The organism is Amycolatopsis echigonensis (assembly GCF_002846615.1).
GTDB classification, from domain to species: domain Bacteria; phylum Actinomycetota; class Actinomycetes; order Mycobacteriales; family Pseudonocardiaceae; genus Amycolatopsis; species Amycolatopsis echigonensis.
In genome coordinates this window covers 2900666-2917777 of the sequence record NZ_PJMY01000003.1, presented here as the reverse complement: position 1 = coordinate 2917777, position 17112 = coordinate 2900666, and the positions used below count along the sequence as shown (strand labels likewise).

Below are 17112 nucleotides of genomic sequence, written 5' to 3'. Positions count from 1 at the left end.
ATTCCTTCAGTTGCGCGAGGTGAGGGCGACGAACGCGTCTTGCAGATTGGGCTGTCCGGTATCGGCGAGCAGTTCTGCGGGAGTGCCGGTGGCGACGACTCGGCCCTGGTCAAGCAGCACGAGGCGATCGCACAGCCGTTGCGCCTCGTCCATGAAGTGGGTGACCAGCACGATCGTCACGCCGGAAGCGCGCACGTTCTCGACCAGCTGCCAGGTTTCCTGCCGGGCGTGCGGGTCCAGGCCAGTGGTCAGCTCGTCGAGAATGGCGACCTCGGGGTTGCCGACCAGGGCGAGTGCGATCGACAGCCGCTGCCGCAGACCTCCGGAGAGCTTGCCGAAGGCGACGTCGCGGTGGGTGTCCAGACCGAGTTGGGTCAGCAGCCCGTCGGTGTCGGCCGGGTTCGGGTAGAAGGACGCGAACAGTGCGAGCGCCTCGCGGACCCGCAGTTTCTCCGGCAGCCGCGCGTCCTGCAGCTGGGTGCCGACGCGTCTGCGCAGTTCGGCGGCGTCGCGCGCTGGATCCAGGCCCAGCACGGAAATCGTGCCGGAATCCGGTGAACGCAGACCCTGGAGACATTCGACCGTGGTGGTCTTCCCGGCTCCATTCGTGCCGAGAACGCCGAAAATCTCGCCGCGTTCGACGGAAAACGAGACGCCGTCGACCACGACCCGGCCCGCGTAGGCCTTGCGGAGTTCGGAAACTTCGATGAGTCGCATGCGAACGACGCTAGAAGCGCGCGCGGTCCGGCAGAATGAGCCGGAAACCCCGGTTGAGGTGGGGTTTTGCGGGCAGTGGGGTGGGGCTAGGGCCACCTCGGTCCGGGAGCTGGGGCCAGGGCGCGGGAAGACCGGGGCGGCGAGACTGGGGCCGGAGAGGGGGTGCCATGACGTCGGTGCGGCGTGCGTGGGCTCTCGCCGGGCTCGCAGTGGTGAGCTGGGTGGACGTCCTGCTCGAACTCATCGCGTTCGCTCTATTGTGCGTCGGCCTCGTGCTGTTCTTCTCGCCGGTGGTCGAACTCGCCCGCATTCGGTCGCGGCGCACCCGGGAGCTGGTCGGTCAGTGGACCGGTCGGGAGATTCCCAGCCCGTACCGGCCTGCCCCGCCGGAGCCGCAACGCGAGCGCGACGGCTGGTACCGCGACGGCACCCAGCTGTACAGGCGCGCGTGGTGGATCCGCTGGAATCGACGTTTCACGTGGATCATGGAGGATCCGGCGACCGGCCGGGAGTTCGGCTGGCAGCTGCTGAACCCGCTGGTCGCGCTGGTTTTCGCGGGGCTTTCGCTGGTCTCGGGTCCAGTCGCGCTGCGCGGATACGCCGGGTGGACCGCGTACTGGCTCGGCCCGCGCGCGCCGCGGCGGAAGAGCTGGCCCCACCGCCGGCTCGAGACGCTCGGGCACCAGCTCGGCCTGTGGGCGATCTCTTTGGCGCAGCTGGGCATGACGGTCGCCCAGCTCATCGTGCTGTTCGGGGCGGTGCCGGTGTTCCCGACCGTCACGCGGGCCAGCCGCGCGGTCGCCGACACCTTCCGCCGCGAAGCGGAGCGCTGGACCGGCGTGCGGATCGCGCAGCCGTACGTCCCGCCGCCCGCACTGCCGATACCGCGCGGCGACGGCCTGTACCAGTTCGGCAAGCAGCTGTACGAGGAACCGTGGTGGCCGATGCGGCGCGCCCGGCTCCGCTGGATGCTCCGCGATCGTGCGACTTGGCGAGACATGGCGGCCGCAGTGGTGCTTCCGGTGGTGACGCCGGTGCTGTGGGTGCCGTCGGCGGCGCTGGTTTTCTGGGGGATGTACGGCCTGGTCGCCCTGTGGATCGGGGCTGGTCATGGGTGGTTCGAGATGGTCGGGCTGCCTGGGGTGACGAGCACTGGCGGCGCGTTCGCGATGACGCCGGTGACGTTGGCGGCGGTGTTCCTGGGACTGCTGCCGACGCGGTGGTCGGTCAGGGCGCAGGCGAAACTCGGCCGATGGCTGCTTGGCCCGACCGAGGCGTCCCGGCTGGCGCAGCGGGTGCACCGGCTCGACCAAAACCGGGTCGAGGTCACCGTCGCACAGGCCGCTGAGCTGCGCAGGATCGAGCGCGACCTGCACGACGGCATCCAGTCGCGGCTGGTCGCGATGGGGATGAAGCTCGGCGCGGTGGAAGCGTTGATCGACCACGACCCGGACAAGGCGAAACAGCTGGCCGCCGAGTTGCGGGAAGCGTCGTCGGAGGCGCTCACCGAGCTGCGGTCGCTGGTGCGCGGCATCCATCCGCCGGTGTTGTCGGAGCGCGGGCTGGTCGACGCGGTGCGCGCGGCGGCGCTGGACAGTCCGTTGAAAGTCGAGGTCACGGCGTCAGTGCCGGGTCGGCTCGAACAGCCGGCGGAGGCTTGCGCGTACTTCGCGGTGTGCGAATTGCTCGGCAACGCGGCAAAACACGGCGAGGCCCGGCGCGCGACGGTGGCCCTGGAGTACCTCGACGGGGTGCTGCGCGCGATCGTGACCGACGACGGCAAGGGCGGGGCGGACGCCGCGCGGGGGACGGGTTTGCGCGGAATCGAGCGGAGACTGTCCGGATTCGCCGGTAGGTTGGCGCTGACCAGCCCGCCGGGCGGCCCGACGGAGGCGATTGTGGAGGTGCCGTGCCAGCTCGACCCCGGACCGTCGTCGCCGAAGACCAGTACCTCCTCCGAGACGGCCTGACCCACCTGCTCGCCGCACACGGTTTCGACGTCGTCGCGGCCGTCGGCTCCGGGCCCGAACTCGCCGCCGCGCTCCGCGAACACCGACCCGATGTGTCCATTGTGGACGTACGGATGCCGCCGACCAACACCGACGAGGGGCTCCAGGTTGCGCTCGCCGCCCGCCGGGAGAACCCCGGGCTGCCGATTCTCGTGCTGTCGCAACACGTCGAGCAGCTGTACGCGCGCGAACTCCTCGCGGACGGCGCCGGCGCGATCGGCTATCTGCTGAAGGATCGGGTGTTCAACGCGGAGCAGTTCATCGACGCGGTTCGCCGGGTCGCCGCGGGCGGGACCGCGATGGATCCTGAAGTGATCGCAAAACTGGTCGCTGGCAACGCTTCGGACCCGTTGGCGGCTTTGACACCCCGGGAACGCGAGGTGCTCGGCTTGATGGCGGAAGGCTGCTCGAACGCCGCGATCGCCGGCCGGTTGCACTTCAGCGAAGGCGCGGTCGGCAAACACACCGCGAATATCTTCGCCAAGCTCGGGATTTCCGCGTCGGACGACACGAATCGCCGGGTGCTCGCGGTCCTGAAATTCCTCGGCTCGAGTTAAGCGCGGAACGGCACTCGCACCGCGGGCGGCAGCGGTGCGGCAGCCGGGTGGGCACGGAAGGACTGGAGCAGCAACGCCGTGAACCGCCGCACCGCCGCGACTCGCGCGGACGCGGGTTCCATCTGGATGCCCTCGTTGGCGACCAGCGCCAGCACGAGATCCTCCAGCACGAAATCCGGGCGCAGATCGCCGGTTTCCTTCGCTCGGCGGATGAGTTCGAGCAGCATCCGCAGCGTCCGGGCGCGGTCGGCGACGAAATCGAGCTTGCGCGGCAGTTGGGCGACGAACGCGCGGAACCCCTGCTCACACGCGTGCACCTCGGTGAGCTTCTCCAGCACCAGCACGAATCCCTGCCACGGATCAGCCGCCGCCAAGCCCTCCTCGACGATCGACGAGCACAACGCCAGCTCCTCGGCGAACGCTTCGACGATCAACGCGTCTTTGGTCGGAAAATGCCGGTAAATCGTCGCGACGCTCACCTCGGCCTTCCGTGCGATTTCCCGCATCGGCACGGCGTATCCGCGGACGGTGAAAGCCACCCGGGCCGCGGCGAGAATGCGCACCCGGTTGTGCTCGGCGTCGGTCCGTCTCACTTCGGCCTTCCCCTCTCTCACTTCCGGCTGTCCCGCTGACCTGCTGGAATACCTTCGGAAGCATGAAAGCCGTCCAGTTTTCCCAGTATGGCCCGCCGAGCGTCGTGCACGTCGCCGATGTCGCCGAACCGCATGCCGGACCCGGTGAGATTCGCATTTCCGTGCGCGCGTCCGGCTTCTCCGCGGGCGAAACGAGCATCCGATCCGGTGCGCGAAAGGGCTTGGTGCCGGTGGAGTTCCCGTACCGGACCGGGTACGACGCCGCCGGCGTGGTGGACGAGGTCGGCGACGGGGTCGACGGGGTCGAGCTTGGTGCACCCGTCTTCGGCATGACCGCGGCGGATCGGCGAGGGGCCAACGCCGAGTACGCCGTTCTTGTCCACTGGGCGGCCAAACCGGCTTCGTGGAGCTGGGCCGAGGCGGGCGGGGCCGCGGGTGCGGTCGAAACCGCCACCCGGGTGCTCGATCAGCTCCCTGGCGGAACGATCCTGGTGCACGGCGCGGCGGGGAGCGTCGGCACGGTCGCCATCCAGCTGGCAGTAGCCCGCGGTGCCACGGTGATCGGCACCGCCAGCCCGCACAACCACGATTTCCTGCGCTCGCTCGGTGCCGAGCCGACGACTTACGGTCCCGGCCTTGTCGACCGAGTCCGCGCCCTGGCCAGCGTTGACGCCGTCTTCGACTGCGCTGGGGGAGCACTGCCGGACCTGATCGAGCTCACCGGAGATCCGGCTCGCGTCGTGACGATCGCTGATCCCACTGCGGCACAGCATGGCGTGCACTTCTCACACGGTGCCGCGATACCCGGCGCTGACCCGCTGGCGGTACACGGCCTTGGCGATGCGGTGAAACTCGCCGGGGAAGGCCGTCTGCGGATTCCCGTCGCAGCGACCTTCCCGCTCAGCGAAGCCGCGGCCGCGCACGAACTGAGCGAAAGCCGGCATGCCCGCGGGAAGATCGTGTACGTGAACTAAGCGCGCGAAACCCGGACCATCTCGTCCCGCTCCACGACCTTCACCCGCTCGCGTCCCTCGGCTTCGCCGAGCGACTTCTCGTGCGCGTCGAGCTTGCCCCACCCTTCCCAGGTGGTGAACGCGATCCCACGTGCGGAAAGGAATTCCAGGATCGCGTCCGGCGACGAATGCCGCGGCGCGGCGAGAGTGTCCGCGTCCGCCAGCAGGTTCGCGACGGTCTCGGCCGCGTCGCCCTTCGTGTGCCCGATCAGGCCCACCGGGCCGCGCTTGATCCAGCCGGTCACGTACACGCCGGGGACCTGGTTCTCGTCCAGGTCCAGCACGCGGCCGCCCTGATTCGGGATCACGCCCGCGGTGTGGTCGAACGGGATTTCCGGCAGATGCGACGACAGGTACCCGACCGCGCGGTACACCGCCTGCACGTCCCAGTCGTGGAACTCGCCGGTCCCGACGACCTTGCCGTCGCGGTACTCGGTGCGTTCGGTGCGCAGGCCGACCACCTTGCCGTCCTCGCCGAGCACCTCGACCGGCGAATGGAAGAAGTGCAGGTGCAGCCGGCGCGGACGGGTGCCCTCGTCGCGAATCGCCCATTCCTGCAGGGTCTTCACGACCATGTCGGTCTGCTTGGACGAGCGCAGTTCGGCGACGCTCGCCTCGTCGAACTCCATGTCCTCGGGGTGCACGATCACCTCGACGTTCGGCGAATGGTCGAGTTCGCGCAGTTCCAGCGGCGAGAACTTCGCCTGCGCCGGGCCGCGGCGGCCGAACACGTGCACGTCGGTGACCGGGCTGGCCTTGAGGCACTCGTACACGTTCGCCGGGATGTCGGTCGGCAGCAGTTCGTCGGCGGTCTTGGCGAGCATGCGCGCCACGTCCAGCGCGACGTTGCCGACGCCGAGCACCGCGACCGACGACGCGGTGAGCGGCCAGGTGCGCGGCACGTCCGGGTGGCCGTCGTACCAGGACACGAAGTCGGCGGCGCCGTGGCTGCCCTCGAGGTCGATGCCGGGAAGGTCGAGTGCGCGGTCGGCCATCGCGCCGGTCGCGAAGATGACCGCGTCGTAGAACTCGCGCAGGTCGTCCAGCTTCAGGTCGGTCCCGTAGTCGACGTTGCCGAGCAGCCGGATGTTCGGCCGGTCGAGCACCTTGTGCAGGGCGTTGACGATGCCCTTGATGCGCGGGTGGTCGGGTGCGACGCCATAACGGATCAGCCCGAACGGCGCTGGCATGCGCTCGAACAGGTCGATCTCGACGCTCGCGTCGGACTTGTCCAGCAGGTCGGCGGCGTAGATGCCGGCGGGGCCGGCGCCCACCACGGCGACACGAAGGATTCGGCTCACCCGCTCCACGGTAAGTTAGGTGATCCTAACAATCACTGTGATCTGGCGTACGGTCCACCAGGTGGGAGCCGCTAAGCTGGCGGTATGCGCGTTCTCGTCGTCGACAACTACGACAGCTTCGTCTACAACCTGGTCCAGTACCTGGCGCAGCTCGGCGCCGACTGCACGGTGTGGCGCAACGACGTCGTCGATCTCGAGCGCGTGCCGGAGTTCGACGCGGTGCTCGTCTCCCCAGGCCCCGGCACACCGGAACGCGCAGGTCAGAGCATTGAAGTGATCGCGAAATGCGCCGAGACGCGCACGCCGATGCTGGGCGTGTGCCTCGGCCACCAGGCGCTGGGCGTGCACTTCGGAGCCACCGTCGACCGGGCGGACGAGTTGCTGCACGGCAAGACCAGCCAGGTGCGGCACACCGGCTCCGGCATCCTCGCCGGGCTGCCGGAGGAGTTCACCGCCACTCGGTATCACTCGCTCACCGTGTTGCCGGACACCATCGACCCGGCCGTTTTCGAGGTCACCGGGACCACCGAGAGCGGCATCGTGATGGGCATGCGGCACCGCGAACTGCCGCTCGAGGGCGTGCAGTTCCACCCCGAATCCGTGCTCACCGAATGCGGTCACCGGATGCTGGCGAACTGGATGGCGTCGGCGGGCCACCCGGTCGACCCGACCGTCGTCGACGACCTGGAGCGGGCCACCCGCGCCTTGCAGAAGGCCGCGGCTGCGTGACCGCGCCGGCTCCGCTGATCCGGCTCAGCGGAGTCGGAAAACGGTACGGAAGCGGCGAACCCGTCCTGACCCACATTGATTTCGAGGTGCCCGCCGGGCGGGTCGTCGGCATTCTCGGCGCCAACGGATCGGGCAAATCGACGCTGCTCCGGATCCTCGCCGGGGTGTCGCGCGCGTCGTACGGCGAGATCACCGGGACCCCGGCGGTCGGCTATCTTCCGGACCGGTTTCCCGGCGGCCAGCGGTTGAGCGCACGCGCTTACCTGCGGCATCTCGCGCGGATCCGCGGGCTGGCTGACCTGTCCGGGATCGATCCGCTGCTGAAGCGGCTCGCGCTGGTCGGCAGTCCGGACGCGCAATTGCGCACGCTGTCGAAAGGCAACGCGCAGAAGGTCGGCCTGGCCCAAGCAGTATTGGTGCGGCCGGACCTGCTGATCCTCGATGAACCCTGGTCCGGCCTCGACGTCGGCACGCACACGGTGCTCGGCGAATTGGTGGTGGAAACCCGCGCACGCGGCGCGAGCGTCGTGTTCACCGACCACCGGCCGGACGTCGTGCGCGAACACGCCGACGAGGTGTACCGGCTCGAAGCCGGCCGGGTCGCGCCGCTGGAAACGCACCCGGAACGCAAGCGGATCACGCTGCTGCCGGTGGCGTCGAGCGTCGACAACTGGTCCGCCGAACCAGGCGTGCACACGGTCGCGGACCAGGCAGGCGGCGTGGTCCTGACCGTCGACGCCGAACACGCCGACGCCGTGCTGCTGCGCGCGCTGTCCGGCGGCTGGTCAGTGCGGGAGGTGGCGCCGTGCTCGCAGTGAGCCGCTATTACCTGGCGCTGCTGGGACATTCGCAACGGTATTTGCCGGCCGGGCTCGCGTATCTCGCGTTGTGCTCAATCCTTTACGCAGACCCGAGTTCGCCAGTGCTTCCGCTGTACGGCGTGAGCGGCGCGGGGGTTCTCGTACTCGGCTGCTGGCTCACGATCGCGTTGCTGGACATCGAAGATCCGGTGCAACGGCTGATCACTCTCAACCACGCCGGCGGCAACCGCAAAACCATCGGCGGCGCGGTGCTGACGGTCTTCGGGTGCACTTTGGTGTGCACCTTGGCGACGGTCGCGTGGGCCGCGACGCATCGGAATCAGCTGCACTGGCAGATCGTCAGCGCCGGACTGGTGACGCATTTGGCGTGCGCTCTGGTCGGCATCGCGATCGGCCTGCCGTGCTCGCGGCTGCTGGTGTCGCGCATCGGCTGGACGGTGCTCGCCGCGGTCCTCGTGCTCGGCGTGGTTCTGCTGGGAAAGTGGGTCCCGGTAGTGCATCCGCTGCTGGAAGCGCTGACGAGCGGCTCCCCGTACGGCGGCCCGCTGGCGCTGGCGACAGGCACGTCGGTGGTGTTGCTGGCGGCGAGCATGACGGTGGTGAGCACGGTCTCGACGCGCCGGTCGTGAATCTCGCCAGCACGAACGAGTCCGATTTGTTCGCGAAGCAGCCTAGAGTCTGGCGGATTCGCAGGCGGAATATTCCTTTCTCGGTGCGACCCGGCTCCGACCGGACTGCGAATGCGGCGATTCCCGATAGCTTGTCGCTAGACGCGGTCCTCTGCGTATCCGCGCTGGTCAAGCAGTATTCACGGCGGAAGCAGACCTAGTCTTCTGCAAATTGCATTCGGCAAATGCCGATTTGGGGGTTCCGGTTTCGGTAGCGATTCGGCTACCCTCGCGCCGTCTGTAAGGCCCTCGAGGGGAGCATCCGTGACGGCAGGGATCGCCGCGATCACCGTGGACGGCTCCGCGGACGAGTTGCAGCACCTGGTTTCCTGGCTCGGCGCCGAGGACGAACTGGCCGGCCGCGTGCGGCTCGCCGGGCCGGGCAGCGGGGTCGTCGTGATGGTGAGCAGCCGGTCGGCGGGAACCTTCTGCCGGTCGCTCTTCGGCTGGTTGCGCGGGCACCGCGACGGACGGCGGGTGTCGCTCACCGTGAAACGCTCCGGGGCCGTCGAAGAGCTGGACGTCGAGTGCGGCGGCGGTCACGACGTCGACGAGGTGCTCGCCAGCGTGCGGAGTTTCCTCGACCAAGACTGATCGGCCGGCGCGAAAAAGGGCCCGCACGGTGCGCACCGTGCGGGCCCTTTCTACGAGCGGATCAGGGGTTGTTGTGGATCCCGCCCGGCGGGAAGATCCCGCCGCTGGAGCTCGACGTCGGCGAGCCGCCGCTGCCGTCGTCCTCCTGGATGGTCAGAATGACCGTCTGATTCGGGCTGATCTGGCTGCCCGCGGGCGGGTTCTGCTTCACCACGGTGTTCGGCTGGGCGCTGCCGCCGTGCGTCGTCTGCGGCTGGATGGTGCCCGACCAGCCGAGGCTCTGCAGCGTCCGGGTCGCCTGGTCCTGGGTCTGCCCGGTCAGGTCCGGCATCGTGATCTGCTGCGGACCGGACGACACGGTCAGCTTCACCGTGCTGTTCGGGGGCAGGTTGCCGCCGTTGGGCTGCTGGTCGATGACCTGGTTCTTCGGCTTGTCCGAGGCCTGGTCGGTGCGCTTGACCTGGAAACCGGCGTTCTGCAGCGTCTGCTTCGCCGTCTCGTAGTCCTGGCCGACCGTGTTCGGCACCTCCTTCTGCGTGACGCCCGACCCGACGACGATGTCCACCGGCGTGCCCTCGGTGGCCGAGGAGTTCGCGGTCGGGTTCTGCGACACGACCTTGCCGACGTCGCTCGGGTTGTCGACGGTCCGCGTCGTCGTGTTGCCCAGCTTCAGCTTGGCCTGCTCGAGCGCCGCCTTCGCGTCGTCCGGCGACTTGCCGCTCAGGTCCGGCACGGTGGTGTTGCCCGGCTTCACGCCGACGGTGAGGGTGATCGTGGACGTGGTCGGCACCGTCGCGCCGACCTGTGGGTCGATCGCGATGACCTTGTCGATCTGGTCCTCGGAGCAGGTCTGGCCGCCGGGGTTGGTCGCCTCCGGGCCGCACACCACGGTCTTGTTCGGCGCGAACGACGAGAAGCCCGCCTGCTGCAGCGTGGACTTCGCCTGCACCACCGGCTGATTGACCACCGGCGGGATCTGGGCGTCCTTGTTGGTGTCGCGGAACGATCCGGACAGCCACACGATGAGCAGCGCGACGCCCGCCAGGAGCAGCGCGGCGATCAACCCGAAGATGATCCGGCGGCGGCGCTTGGCCCGCGGGTCCTCTTCCGGCTCGTCGGGGTACTCGTCGTAGGCGACCGGCTGGCGCCGGTCGGCGTTCATCACCTGGGTGCGCTCGTCGTCCGACATCACCATCGGGGCCGACGGGCGCTGCCCGGACAGCGTGCGGACCAGGTCCGAGCGCATTTCGGCGGCCGACTGGTACCGGTTCGCCGGGCCCTTGGCCAGCGCCTTCAGCACGACCGCGTCCAGTTCCGGCGACACCGCCGGGTTCACCGACGACGGCGGGTTCGGGTCCTCCCGCACGTGCTGGTACGCCACCGCGACCGGGGAATCGCCGGTGAACGGCGGCTCTCCGGTGATCAGTTCGTACAGCACGCAGCCCGCCGCGTAGACGTCCGACCGGGCGTCCACCGATTCGCCGCGAGCCTGCTCCGGCGAGAGGTACTGGGCGGTGCCGATGACGGCCGCGGTCTGCGTCATCGCCGACTGGCCGTCGTGCATGGCGCGCGCGATGCCGAAGTCCATCACCTTGACGGCGCCGTTCTTCGTGATCATCACGTTCGCCGGCTTCACGTCGCGGTGCACGATGCCGTGCCGGTGCGAGAAGTCGAGCGCGGCGCAGACGTCGGCCATGACCTCCATCGCGCGCTTCTGCGACAGCGGGCCCTCGGTCTTGACGATGTCGCGCAGCGTCCGGCCTTCGACGTACTCCATGACGATGTACGGCAGCGGTCCGACGTCGGTGTTCGCCTCGCCGGTGTCGTACACGGCGACGATCGCGGGATGGTTCAGCGCGGCGGCGTTCTGCGCCTCGCGCCGGAACCGCTCCTGGAACTGCGGATCGCGGGCGAGGTCCGCGCGCAGGACCTTGATCGCGACTTCCCGGCCCAGCCGCACGTCGTGCCCGTGGTGGACCTCGGACATACCTCCGTACCCGAGCGTGTCGCCCAGCTCGTACCGATTGGAGAGCAGTCTGGGTGTCGTCATCGCTTCGTGCCGTTCCATTCCGTCCAAGGTGTGGTCATCATGCCTTGCAGGCTCTGGGCCTCGCTCGTACCGGCCGGGGTGGCTGAGGTCGGTCCGCTCCCGCTGTCCACGCTTCGCGGCGGTCCGCCGTTGCCGGCCGACACCACTCTCGCGATCAAGAACGCCACGGCCACCAGGACCACGACGACGACCACCGCGAGCAGCACCCACCAGCCCCACTGGTTCCGCCTCGGCGGCGGGACCGGCTGTACTGGCGGACCCGGCGGAGCCGAGAGCGGCCGGAACGCGGGGTTGGAGCTGGGCCCGATCGGCGCGCCGGTCCCCGCCTGCGGCACTGGGGGCGGAACCGGTGGCGCTGGCGGCGCCTGGCCTGCCGCGTACGCGGCGTTGACCAAGCCGAGCGGGGTGGGCAGCGGGCGTCCGGCGCGGACCGCGGCGATCGCGCCGGCGAACTCGCCGCCGCTGGCGTAGCGCTGCCGGGGGTCCTTCACCAGCGTCGCCTCGATCACCGCCCGCGCGCCCGGCGGGACGTCCGGCGGCAGCGGCGGCGGGACGTCGCGGATGTGCATCATCGCGACCGTCACCGCGTTCTCGGACAGGAACGGCCGGTGCCCGGCGAGGCATTCGTACCCGCACACCGCGAGCGAATAGACGTCGCTGGCGGGTTCCGCGTCCTGGCCGAGCGCCTGCTCCGGCGCGATGTAGTGCGCCGTGCCCATGACCATGCCGGACCGGGTGACCGGGGCCGCGTCGGCGGCCTTGGCCACGCCGAAGTCGGTGATCTTCACCTTGCCCGCGGGGGTGACCAGGATGTTGCCCGGTTTCACGTCGCGGTGCACCAAGCCCTGTTCGTGCGCGGCCTGCAGCGCGGTGCCCGCCTGCTCGAGCAGGTCGAGCGTGTAGTCCGCGGTGAGCCGCCCGTGCTTGGCGAGGATGCCCGCCAGCGGGTCGCCCTCCACGTACTCCATCACCAGGTACGCGATGGACAGGTCCTCGTTGACCGTCTCGCCGTAGTCGTGCACCGCGGCGATCCCGGCGTGGTTGAGCGACGCGGTCATCCGTGCCTCGGTCCGGAACCGGTGCAGGAATTCGGCGTCGCCGGACAGTTCGGCCTTCAGCACCTTCACCGCGACGATCCGGTCGAGCCGGGTGTCGCTCGCCTGCCAGACCTCGCCCATCCCGCCGACGGCGATCCGGTTCGTCAGCTTGTAGCGCTCGGCCAGCAGCTGACCCGAGGACAGCATCGGCTATCCACCCCCGAGCCGGGCGGCGATGGCGGCGCGGCCGATCTCGGCGGCCACCGTGCCGCCGGTCGCGGCGAGACCGCGGTTGCCGCCGTTCTCGACGATGACCGAAACGGCGATCTGCGGGTTGTCCGACGGCGCGAACGCGGTGTACCACGCGTGCGGCGCGGTGTTCTTGGAGTCGGCGCCGTGCTCGGCGGTGCCGGTCTTCGACGCGATCTTCAGCGCGTCGTTCTTGCCGCCGCCCTTGGTGAAGGACTCCGACGCGATCATCATGTCGGTGAGGATCTTGTCGTTCTCCGGCGACAGCGCGGCCTTGCCGGTGAGCGGCTCCGGGTCGACGTCCTCGATCGTCGACAGGTCCGGGGCCAGGATCGACTGGATCAGCTGCGGTTTCATCGCGGTGCCGCCGTTGGCGACGGTCGCCGACAGCAGGCAGTCCTGCAGCGGGGTGAGCCGGACGTCGCGCTGGCCGATGCCGCTCTGGTAGAGCGCGCCCGGCGAGTCGAGCGCGCCGACGGTCGAGCCGACGACCCGCATCGGCACGGTCAGGTCGGTCTGCCCGATGCCGAAGTTGGCCGCGGCCGCCTTCATCTTGTCCGCGCCGAGCTGGCCCGCGAACGTCGCGAACGGGACGTTGCACGAATGCGCCAGCGCGTCCTTGAACGTGTTGCCGGGGCAGGTTTCGCCGCCGTAGTTCTCCAGCGTCGTGTTCGTGCCCGGAAGCTGCACGTTCGGTGCGGTGCTGACCTGGGTGTCCGGGCCGATGCCGCTCTCCAGCGCCGCGGTGGCGGTGACGATCTTGAACGTCGACCCCGGCGGGTAGTTCTCCGAGATCGCCCGGTTCAGCATCGGGTTCTTCGGGTCCTTGGCGTAGGCCTCCCAGGCCTTGTTCTGGTCGGTGCCGTGCGTCGCCAGCTGGTTCGGGTCGTACGACGGGGTCGAGACCATCGCGAGGATGCGGCCGGTCTTCGGCTCCATCGCGACCACCGCGCCGGTGTAGCCGCGCTGCGTCATCAGGTCGTAGGCGGCCTTCTGCACCTTCGGGTCGATGGTGAGCTTCACGTTGCCGCCGCGCGGATCGCGGCCGGTGACCATGTCCGACAGCCGCCGGACGAACAGCCGCGGGTCCGACCCGTTCAGCACGTCGTCCTCGGTCCGCTCGAGCCCGCCGGCGCCGTAGTTGATCGAGTAGTACCCGGTGACCGGGGCGTACATCGGACCGTCGGCGTAGGTGCGGAAGAACTTGAACTTGTCGGTCGAGGGCTTCACTCCGGCGAGCACGGTGCCGTCCGGCGTGACGATCTGGCCGCGCTGACGGGAGTACTCGTCGTAGAGCACGCGCTGGTTGCGCGGATCGGTGCGGTACGTGTCGGCCTTGATGACCTGGACGTACGTGTCGTTGGCCAGCAGCAGCACGATCATCACGAGCATCGCCATGCCGACCTTGCGCAGGGGGGCGTTCACGCGGTCCTCCCGTTCGGTTCGCCTTCGGCTGGCGGACGCCGCACCATCACGGTGTGCGCCTCGGCGATCGGAGCCTGCGGCTGCTGAGGCTTCGGCCGGGTGGCCGGCCTGCGCGCCGCGTCCGAAATCCGCAGCATCAGGGCGACCAGGATGTAGTTCGCCAGCAGCGAAGAGCCGCCGTAGGACAGGAAGGGCGCGGTGACGCCGGTTTCCGGGATGAGCGCGGTGACGCCGCCGACGACCACGAAGATCTGGATCACGATGGTGAAGGCGAGCCCGCCGCCGAGCAGTTTGCCGAACGTGTCGCGCACGGCCAGCGCGCTGCGCATGCCGCGCATCGCGAGCAGCATGTACAGCATGAGCACCGCGGCCAGCCCGATGAAGCCGAGCTCCTCGCCGATCGCGGCGGTGATGAAGTCGGTGCTCGCGGCGGGCGGGATGTCCGGGCGGCCGGCGCCGAGCCCGGTGCCGCCGACGCCGCCGGTGCCGAGCCCGAACAGGCCCTGCGCGAGCTGGTAGCTGCCGCCCAGCACGTCGTAGCGCGGGCCGAGCGGGTCGGTCCAGTTCTCCACGCGCTGCTGGACGTGGCCGAACAGGTTGTAGGCGATGAGGCAGCCGCCGACGAAGAAGGTCAGCCCGACGACGACCCAGATCGCGCGCTCGGTCGCGACGTAGAGCATCACCAGGATGATGCTGAAATACAGCAGCGACGTGCCGAGGTCCTTCTCGAACACGAGCACGCCGATCGCGACGGCGGCGGCGATCAGGATCGGGCCCAGGTCACGTGCGCGGGGGAGTTCGACGCCGAGGAACTTCTTGCCCGCCACCATGAACAAGTCGCGTTTGGACACCAGGAACGACGCGAAGAACACCATCAGCAGCAGCTTCGCGAACTCGCCCGGCTGGATCGAGAAGAACGGCAGCTTCAGCCACACCTTCGCGCCGCCCGCCTCGGACAGGCTGGCGGGCAGCACCGCGGGCAGCGCGAGCGCGCCGAGCCCGATCAGGCCGCAGATGTAGCTGTAGCGGGTCAGCGTGCGGTGGTCGTTGACCACCACCAGCACCACCACGAACAGCACCAGCGAAACCGCGGTGAACAGCAGCTGCTTGGTGATTTCCGGCGAGTAGTCCTTGCCGCGCTGCAACGCGGACTCGGCCTTCGCCAGATCGAGCCGGTGAATCATCACCAGCCCGATCCCGTTCAGCAGCGCGACGCACGGCAGGAGCACCGGGTCGGCGTACGGGGCCCATCGGCGCACGGCGAGGTGCGTCGTGGCGAGGACGCCGAGGTACGCGAGGCCCACCCACAGGATCGAGAGCGTCAGCTCCTGCTCCTGGTTGGCCTCGACGATGACCAGGGCGAGGGTGACGATGCCCGCGGCGAACGCCAGCAGCGCGAGCTCCGTGCTCCTGCGCTTGGGGAGGTCTCGCGGCGGGTTAGTGGCGAACTGGGCGGACGTCGGGTCGGCCAGCGGCTGGCCCATCAGTTACCGCCCCCCGTCGGCGGCGTACCCGCCGTCGAGCAGTCCCTCCCCGCAGGCTGGTTCGCCGACGAAGGCGTGCCGCCCGGCGGCGCCACGCTGGACGAGGGCGCGCCCGACGGCGGGACGCCCGAAGAGTTGGCCGGTTTGCAGTCCGACAGCTTCTTCTTGAGACGCAGGAAATCGTCGATGTACTTGCGCGCGTCGTCGAGGCTTTCGCGCTTCACGCCGTTCTGCACGGCGATCCGCGCGTCCTCCTGCAACGCGCTGACGCGGAGCTTGTCGGTGCACAACTGCCCCGGCGGGCACGAGCCCTGCTCGAGCGAGTGCAGATCGATGCCGAGGATGCTGCCCGGGACGCCGCGGTAGATCACGACCTCCTGATCGGGGCCTTCTCCGACGTAGTACTGGCTGAGCACGAAGTATCGAGTCGCGATCGCGGCGGCGCCCAGCACGATCAGCACCACGACCGCCCCCACGAGCCAGCGGAACCGTTTCCGCCGTTTCGCTTTGGGGTCTTCCTGCGGGGCTTGCGGTTCCTGCCGGGGCGCGGGCGGCGGCTGAGTCAGCGCGCGCGCTCGGGCCGCCGGGGAATCGCCCTGATGCATCTCGTCGCTGCCGTCGCCCGCGGCTCCGCCCACGATCGGGGCGTCGTCGCCGAAATCGACGTCGACCACGTCGGCGATGATGACGGTCACGTTGTCCGTGCCGCCGCCCTTGAGCGCCAGCTCGATCATCCGGTCGGCGCATTCCTGCGGATCCGGGATCTGCACGGCCTCGGCGAGCGTCTCGTCGCTGACCATTCCGGACAAACCGTCGGAGCAGATCAGGTACCGGTCACCGGGACGCGCCTCGCGCACGGTCAGGCTGGGCTCGACCTCGTGTCCGGTGAGCGCCTTGAGCAGCAGCGACCGCTGCGGGTGCCCCGCCGCCTCTTCCGGCGTGATGCGGCCCTGTTCGAGCAGTTCGTTGACGAAACTGTCGTCGCGGGTGATCTGGGCGAACTGGCCGCCGCGCATCAAATACGCGCGCGAGTCGCCGACGTGGACCAGACCAAGCCGGTTTCCCGCGAACAGGACCGCGGTGAGCGTGGTGCCCATGCCGTCCAGATCGGGGTCCTGGGACACCAGTTCGGCGATCGCCGCGTTGCCGTTCTGGACGGCTTCGCGAAGCTGAGCGAGCAGGTCGTCGCCCGGCTCGTCGTCGTCGAGCGGGGCGAGCGAGGCGATGACGACCTTGCTGGCCACCTCACCTGCGGCGTGCCCGCCCATGCCGTCGGCGAGCGCGAGGAGGCGCGGGCCGGCGTAGACGGAGTCCTGGTTGTTGGAACGCACCAGGCCCCGGTCGCTGCGGGCCGCGTAGCGGAGGACGAGAGTCATGGGCGAAGCTCGATCACCGTCTTGCCGATCCGGATGGGGACTCCGAGCGGGACCCGGAGGGGTGCAGTGACCTTAGCCCGGTCGAGGTAGGTCCCGTTCGTCGAGCCCAGATCTTCCACGTACCAGTCCTCCCCGCGCAGCGCGATCCGGGCGTGCCGGGTCGATGCGTAGTCGTCGTCGAGCACCAGCGTCGAGTCGTCGGCGCGGCCGATGAGGATCGGCCGCCCGTCGAGCGCGATGCGGGTGCCCGCGAGGGCCCCGTGCGTGACGAGCAGTTGCTGCGGGGTCTTGCTGCCCCGCGGCTTCTTCTCTTTGCTCCGGCGGAAGGACGGCACCTGGACCCGGAGGCCCGAGGCGGCGTAGAGGTCCGAGCGCACGACTCGGAGCGCGGCGAACACGAAGAGCCAGAGCAGCACGAGAAAGCCCACTCTGGTGAGTTGAACGACCAGCTCTGGCACTTGTTGTGTCCGCTCCCGCCTGTGCCTGCAA

At 69.4% G+C, this 17112-nt stretch carries 16 protein-coding genes; 7 read left to right on the top strand and 9 right to left on the bottom strand.

Annotation, left to right across the window (positions count from 1 at the left end; translation table 11 throughout):
- Positions 1-6: 6 nt before the first annotated feature.
- Positions 7-717 (bottom strand): ABC transporter ATP-binding protein, encoded by a 711-nt coding sequence (locus ATK30_RS18665; protein ID WP_101436681.1) that lies wholly within the window; start codon positions 715-717, stop codon positions 7-9.
- A gap of 167 nt (positions 718-884) precedes the next feature.
- On the opposite strand from ATK30_RS18665, the gene ATK30_RS18660 reads away from it, so the two are divergent.
- Positions 885-2687, top strand: coding sequence for a sensor histidine kinase (locus ATK30_RS18660; protein ID WP_167441947.1), 1803 nt, complete (start codon positions 885-887; stop codon positions 2685-2687).
- The gene (locus ATK30_RS18655) at positions 2627-3283 is read left to right on the top strand and encodes a response regulator (RefSeq protein ID WP_101436679.1); all 657 of its coding nucleotides are present in this window, start codon (positions 2627-2629) and stop codon (positions 3281-3283) included. Before ATK30_RS18660 ends, ATK30_RS18655 begins: the two co-directional genes overlap by 61 nt.
- Here the strand turns inward: ATK30_RS18655 and ATK30_RS18650 are convergent.
- Positions 3280-3876: a TetR/AcrR family transcriptional regulator gene (locus ATK30_RS18650; protein WP_208637368.1), complete on the bottom strand. Its 597-nt coding sequence runs from the start codon at positions 3874-3876 to the stop codon at positions 3280-3282. The genes ATK30_RS18655 and ATK30_RS18650 overlap by 4 nt on opposite strands.
- Before the next feature lie 62 nt (positions 3877-3938).
- Here ATK30_RS18650 and ATK30_RS18645 point away from each other — a divergent pair, with 62 nt between their 5' ends.
- Positions 3939-4850, top strand: coding sequence for an NADP-dependent oxidoreductase (locus ATK30_RS18645; RefSeq protein ID WP_101436677.1), 912 nt, complete (start codon positions 3939-3941; stop codon positions 4848-4850).
- Here the strand turns inward: ATK30_RS18645 and ATK30_RS18640 are convergent.
- On the bottom strand, positions 4847-6163 hold the full coding sequence (locus ATK30_RS18640; RefSeq protein ID WP_101436676.1) for an FAD-dependent oxidoreductase: 1317 nt from the start codon (positions 6161-6163) through the stop codon (positions 4847-4849). The genes ATK30_RS18645 and ATK30_RS18640 overlap by 4 nt on opposite strands.
- 111 nt (positions 6164-6274) lie before the next feature.
- Between ATK30_RS18640 and ATK30_RS18635 the strand changes: the two genes are divergently transcribed.
- The 4 genes from ATK30_RS18635 (at position 6275) to ATK30_RS18620 (ending at position 9002) form a co-directional block, all read left to right on the top strand.
- Positions 6275-6919, top strand: coding sequence for an aminodeoxychorismate/anthranilate synthase component II (locus tag ATK30_RS18635; RefSeq protein ID WP_101436675.1), 645 nt, complete (start codon positions 6275-6277; stop codon positions 6917-6919).
- 14 nt (positions 6920-6933) lie between these two features.
- Entirely contained in the window at positions 6934-7737 is an 804-nt protein-coding gene (locus ATK30_RS18630; RefSeq protein ID WP_167442191.1) for an ATP-binding cassette domain-containing protein, read from the top strand.
- Positions 7725-8369, top strand: a complete 645-nt coding sequence (locus ATK30_RS18625) for a hypothetical protein (RefSeq protein WP_101436673.1) — start codon at positions 7725-7727, stop codon at positions 8367-8369. The genes ATK30_RS18630 and ATK30_RS18625 overlap by 13 nt, the downstream gene beginning before the upstream one ends.
- 303 nt (positions 8370-8672) lie before the next feature.
- Positions 8673-9002 carry an effector-associated constant component EACC1 gene (locus ATK30_RS18620; protein WP_101436672.1) on the top strand — a complete coding sequence of 110 codons (330 nt, stop codon included), beginning with the start codon at positions 8673-8675 and terminating at the stop codon, positions 9000-9002.
- Positions 9003-9063: 61 nt separating this feature from the next.
- Here the strand turns inward: ATK30_RS18620 and pknB are convergent, their stop codons facing one another.
- Genes pknB through ATK30_RS18590 form a run of 6 tightly spaced genes read right to left on the bottom strand, consistent with a single transcriptional unit; the run spans position 9064 to position 17081 of the window.
- Positions 9064-11052 carry a Stk1 family PASTA domain-containing Ser/Thr kinase gene (pknB, locus tag ATK30_RS18615; protein ID WP_101440922.1) on the bottom strand — a complete coding sequence of 663 codons (1989 nt, stop codon included), beginning with the start codon at positions 11050-11052 and terminating at the stop codon, positions 9064-9066.
- Entirely contained in the window at positions 11049-12296 is a 1248-nt protein-coding gene (locus tag ATK30_RS18610; RefSeq protein WP_101436671.1) for a serine/threonine-protein kinase, read from the bottom strand. The genes pknB and ATK30_RS18610 overlap by 4 nt, the downstream gene beginning before the upstream one ends.
- Positions 12297-12299: 3 nt before the next feature.
- Positions 12300-13763 (bottom strand): peptidoglycan D,D-transpeptidase FtsI family protein, encoded by a 1464-nt coding sequence (locus ATK30_RS18605; RefSeq protein ID WP_101436670.1) that lies wholly within the window; start codon positions 13761-13763, stop codon positions 12300-12302.
- A complete protein-coding gene (locus ATK30_RS18600) occupies positions 13760-15247 on the bottom strand; it encodes an FtsW/RodA/SpoVE family cell cycle protein (protein WP_101436669.1) in 1488 nt (495 codons plus the stop codon). Before ATK30_RS18600 ends, ATK30_RS18605 begins: the two co-directional genes overlap by 4 nt.
- Complete coding sequence (locus tag ATK30_RS18595) at positions 15247-16623, bottom strand: PP2C family protein-serine/threonine phosphatase (protein ID WP_101436668.1); 1377 nt, start codon at positions 16621-16623, stop codon at positions 15247-15249. The genes ATK30_RS18600 and ATK30_RS18595 overlap by 1 nt, the downstream gene beginning before the upstream one ends.
- Entirely contained in the window at positions 16620-17081 is a 462-nt protein-coding gene (locus ATK30_RS18590; RefSeq protein WP_101436667.1) for an FHA domain-containing protein FhaB/FipA, read from the bottom strand. Before ATK30_RS18590 ends, ATK30_RS18595 begins: the two co-directional genes overlap by 4 nt.
- Positions 17082-17112 lie beyond the last annotated feature (31 nt).

What these genes read in the sequence shown, in the direction of transcription:
- ATK30_RS18665 (WP_101436681.1), bottom strand. Translation starts at nt 717, where the DNA reads ATGCGACTCATCGAAGTTTCCGAACTCCGCAAGGCCTACGCGGGCCGG.
- ATK30_RS18660 (WP_167441947.1), top strand. Translation starts at nt 885, where the DNA reads ATGACGTCGGTGCGGCGTGCGTGGGCTCTCGCCGGGCTCGCAGTGGTG.
- ATK30_RS18645 (WP_101436677.1), top strand. Translation starts at nt 3,939, where the DNA reads ATGAAAGCCGTCCAGTTTTCCCAGTATGGCCCGCCGAGCGTCGTGCAC.
- ATK30_RS18635 (WP_101436675.1), top strand. Translation starts at nt 6,275, where the DNA reads ATGCGCGTTCTCGTCGTCGACAACTACGACAGCTTCGTCTACAACCTG.
- pknB (WP_101440922.1), bottom strand. Translation starts at nt 11,052, where the DNA reads ATGACGACACCCAGACTGCTCTCCAATCGGTACGAGCTGGGCGACACG.
- ATK30_RS18610 (WP_101436671.1), bottom strand. Translation starts at nt 12,296, where the DNA reads ATGCTGTCCTCGGGTCAGCTGCTGGCCGAGCGCTACAAGCTGACGAAC.
- ATK30_RS18600 (WP_101436669.1), bottom strand. Translation starts at nt 15,247, where the DNA reads ATGGGCCAGCCGCTGGCCGACCCGACGTCCGCCCAGTTCGCCACTAAC.
- ATK30_RS18595 (WP_101436668.1), bottom strand. Translation starts at nt 16,623, where the DNA reads ATGACTCTCGTCCTCCGCTACGCGGCCCGCAGCGACCGGGGCCTGGTG.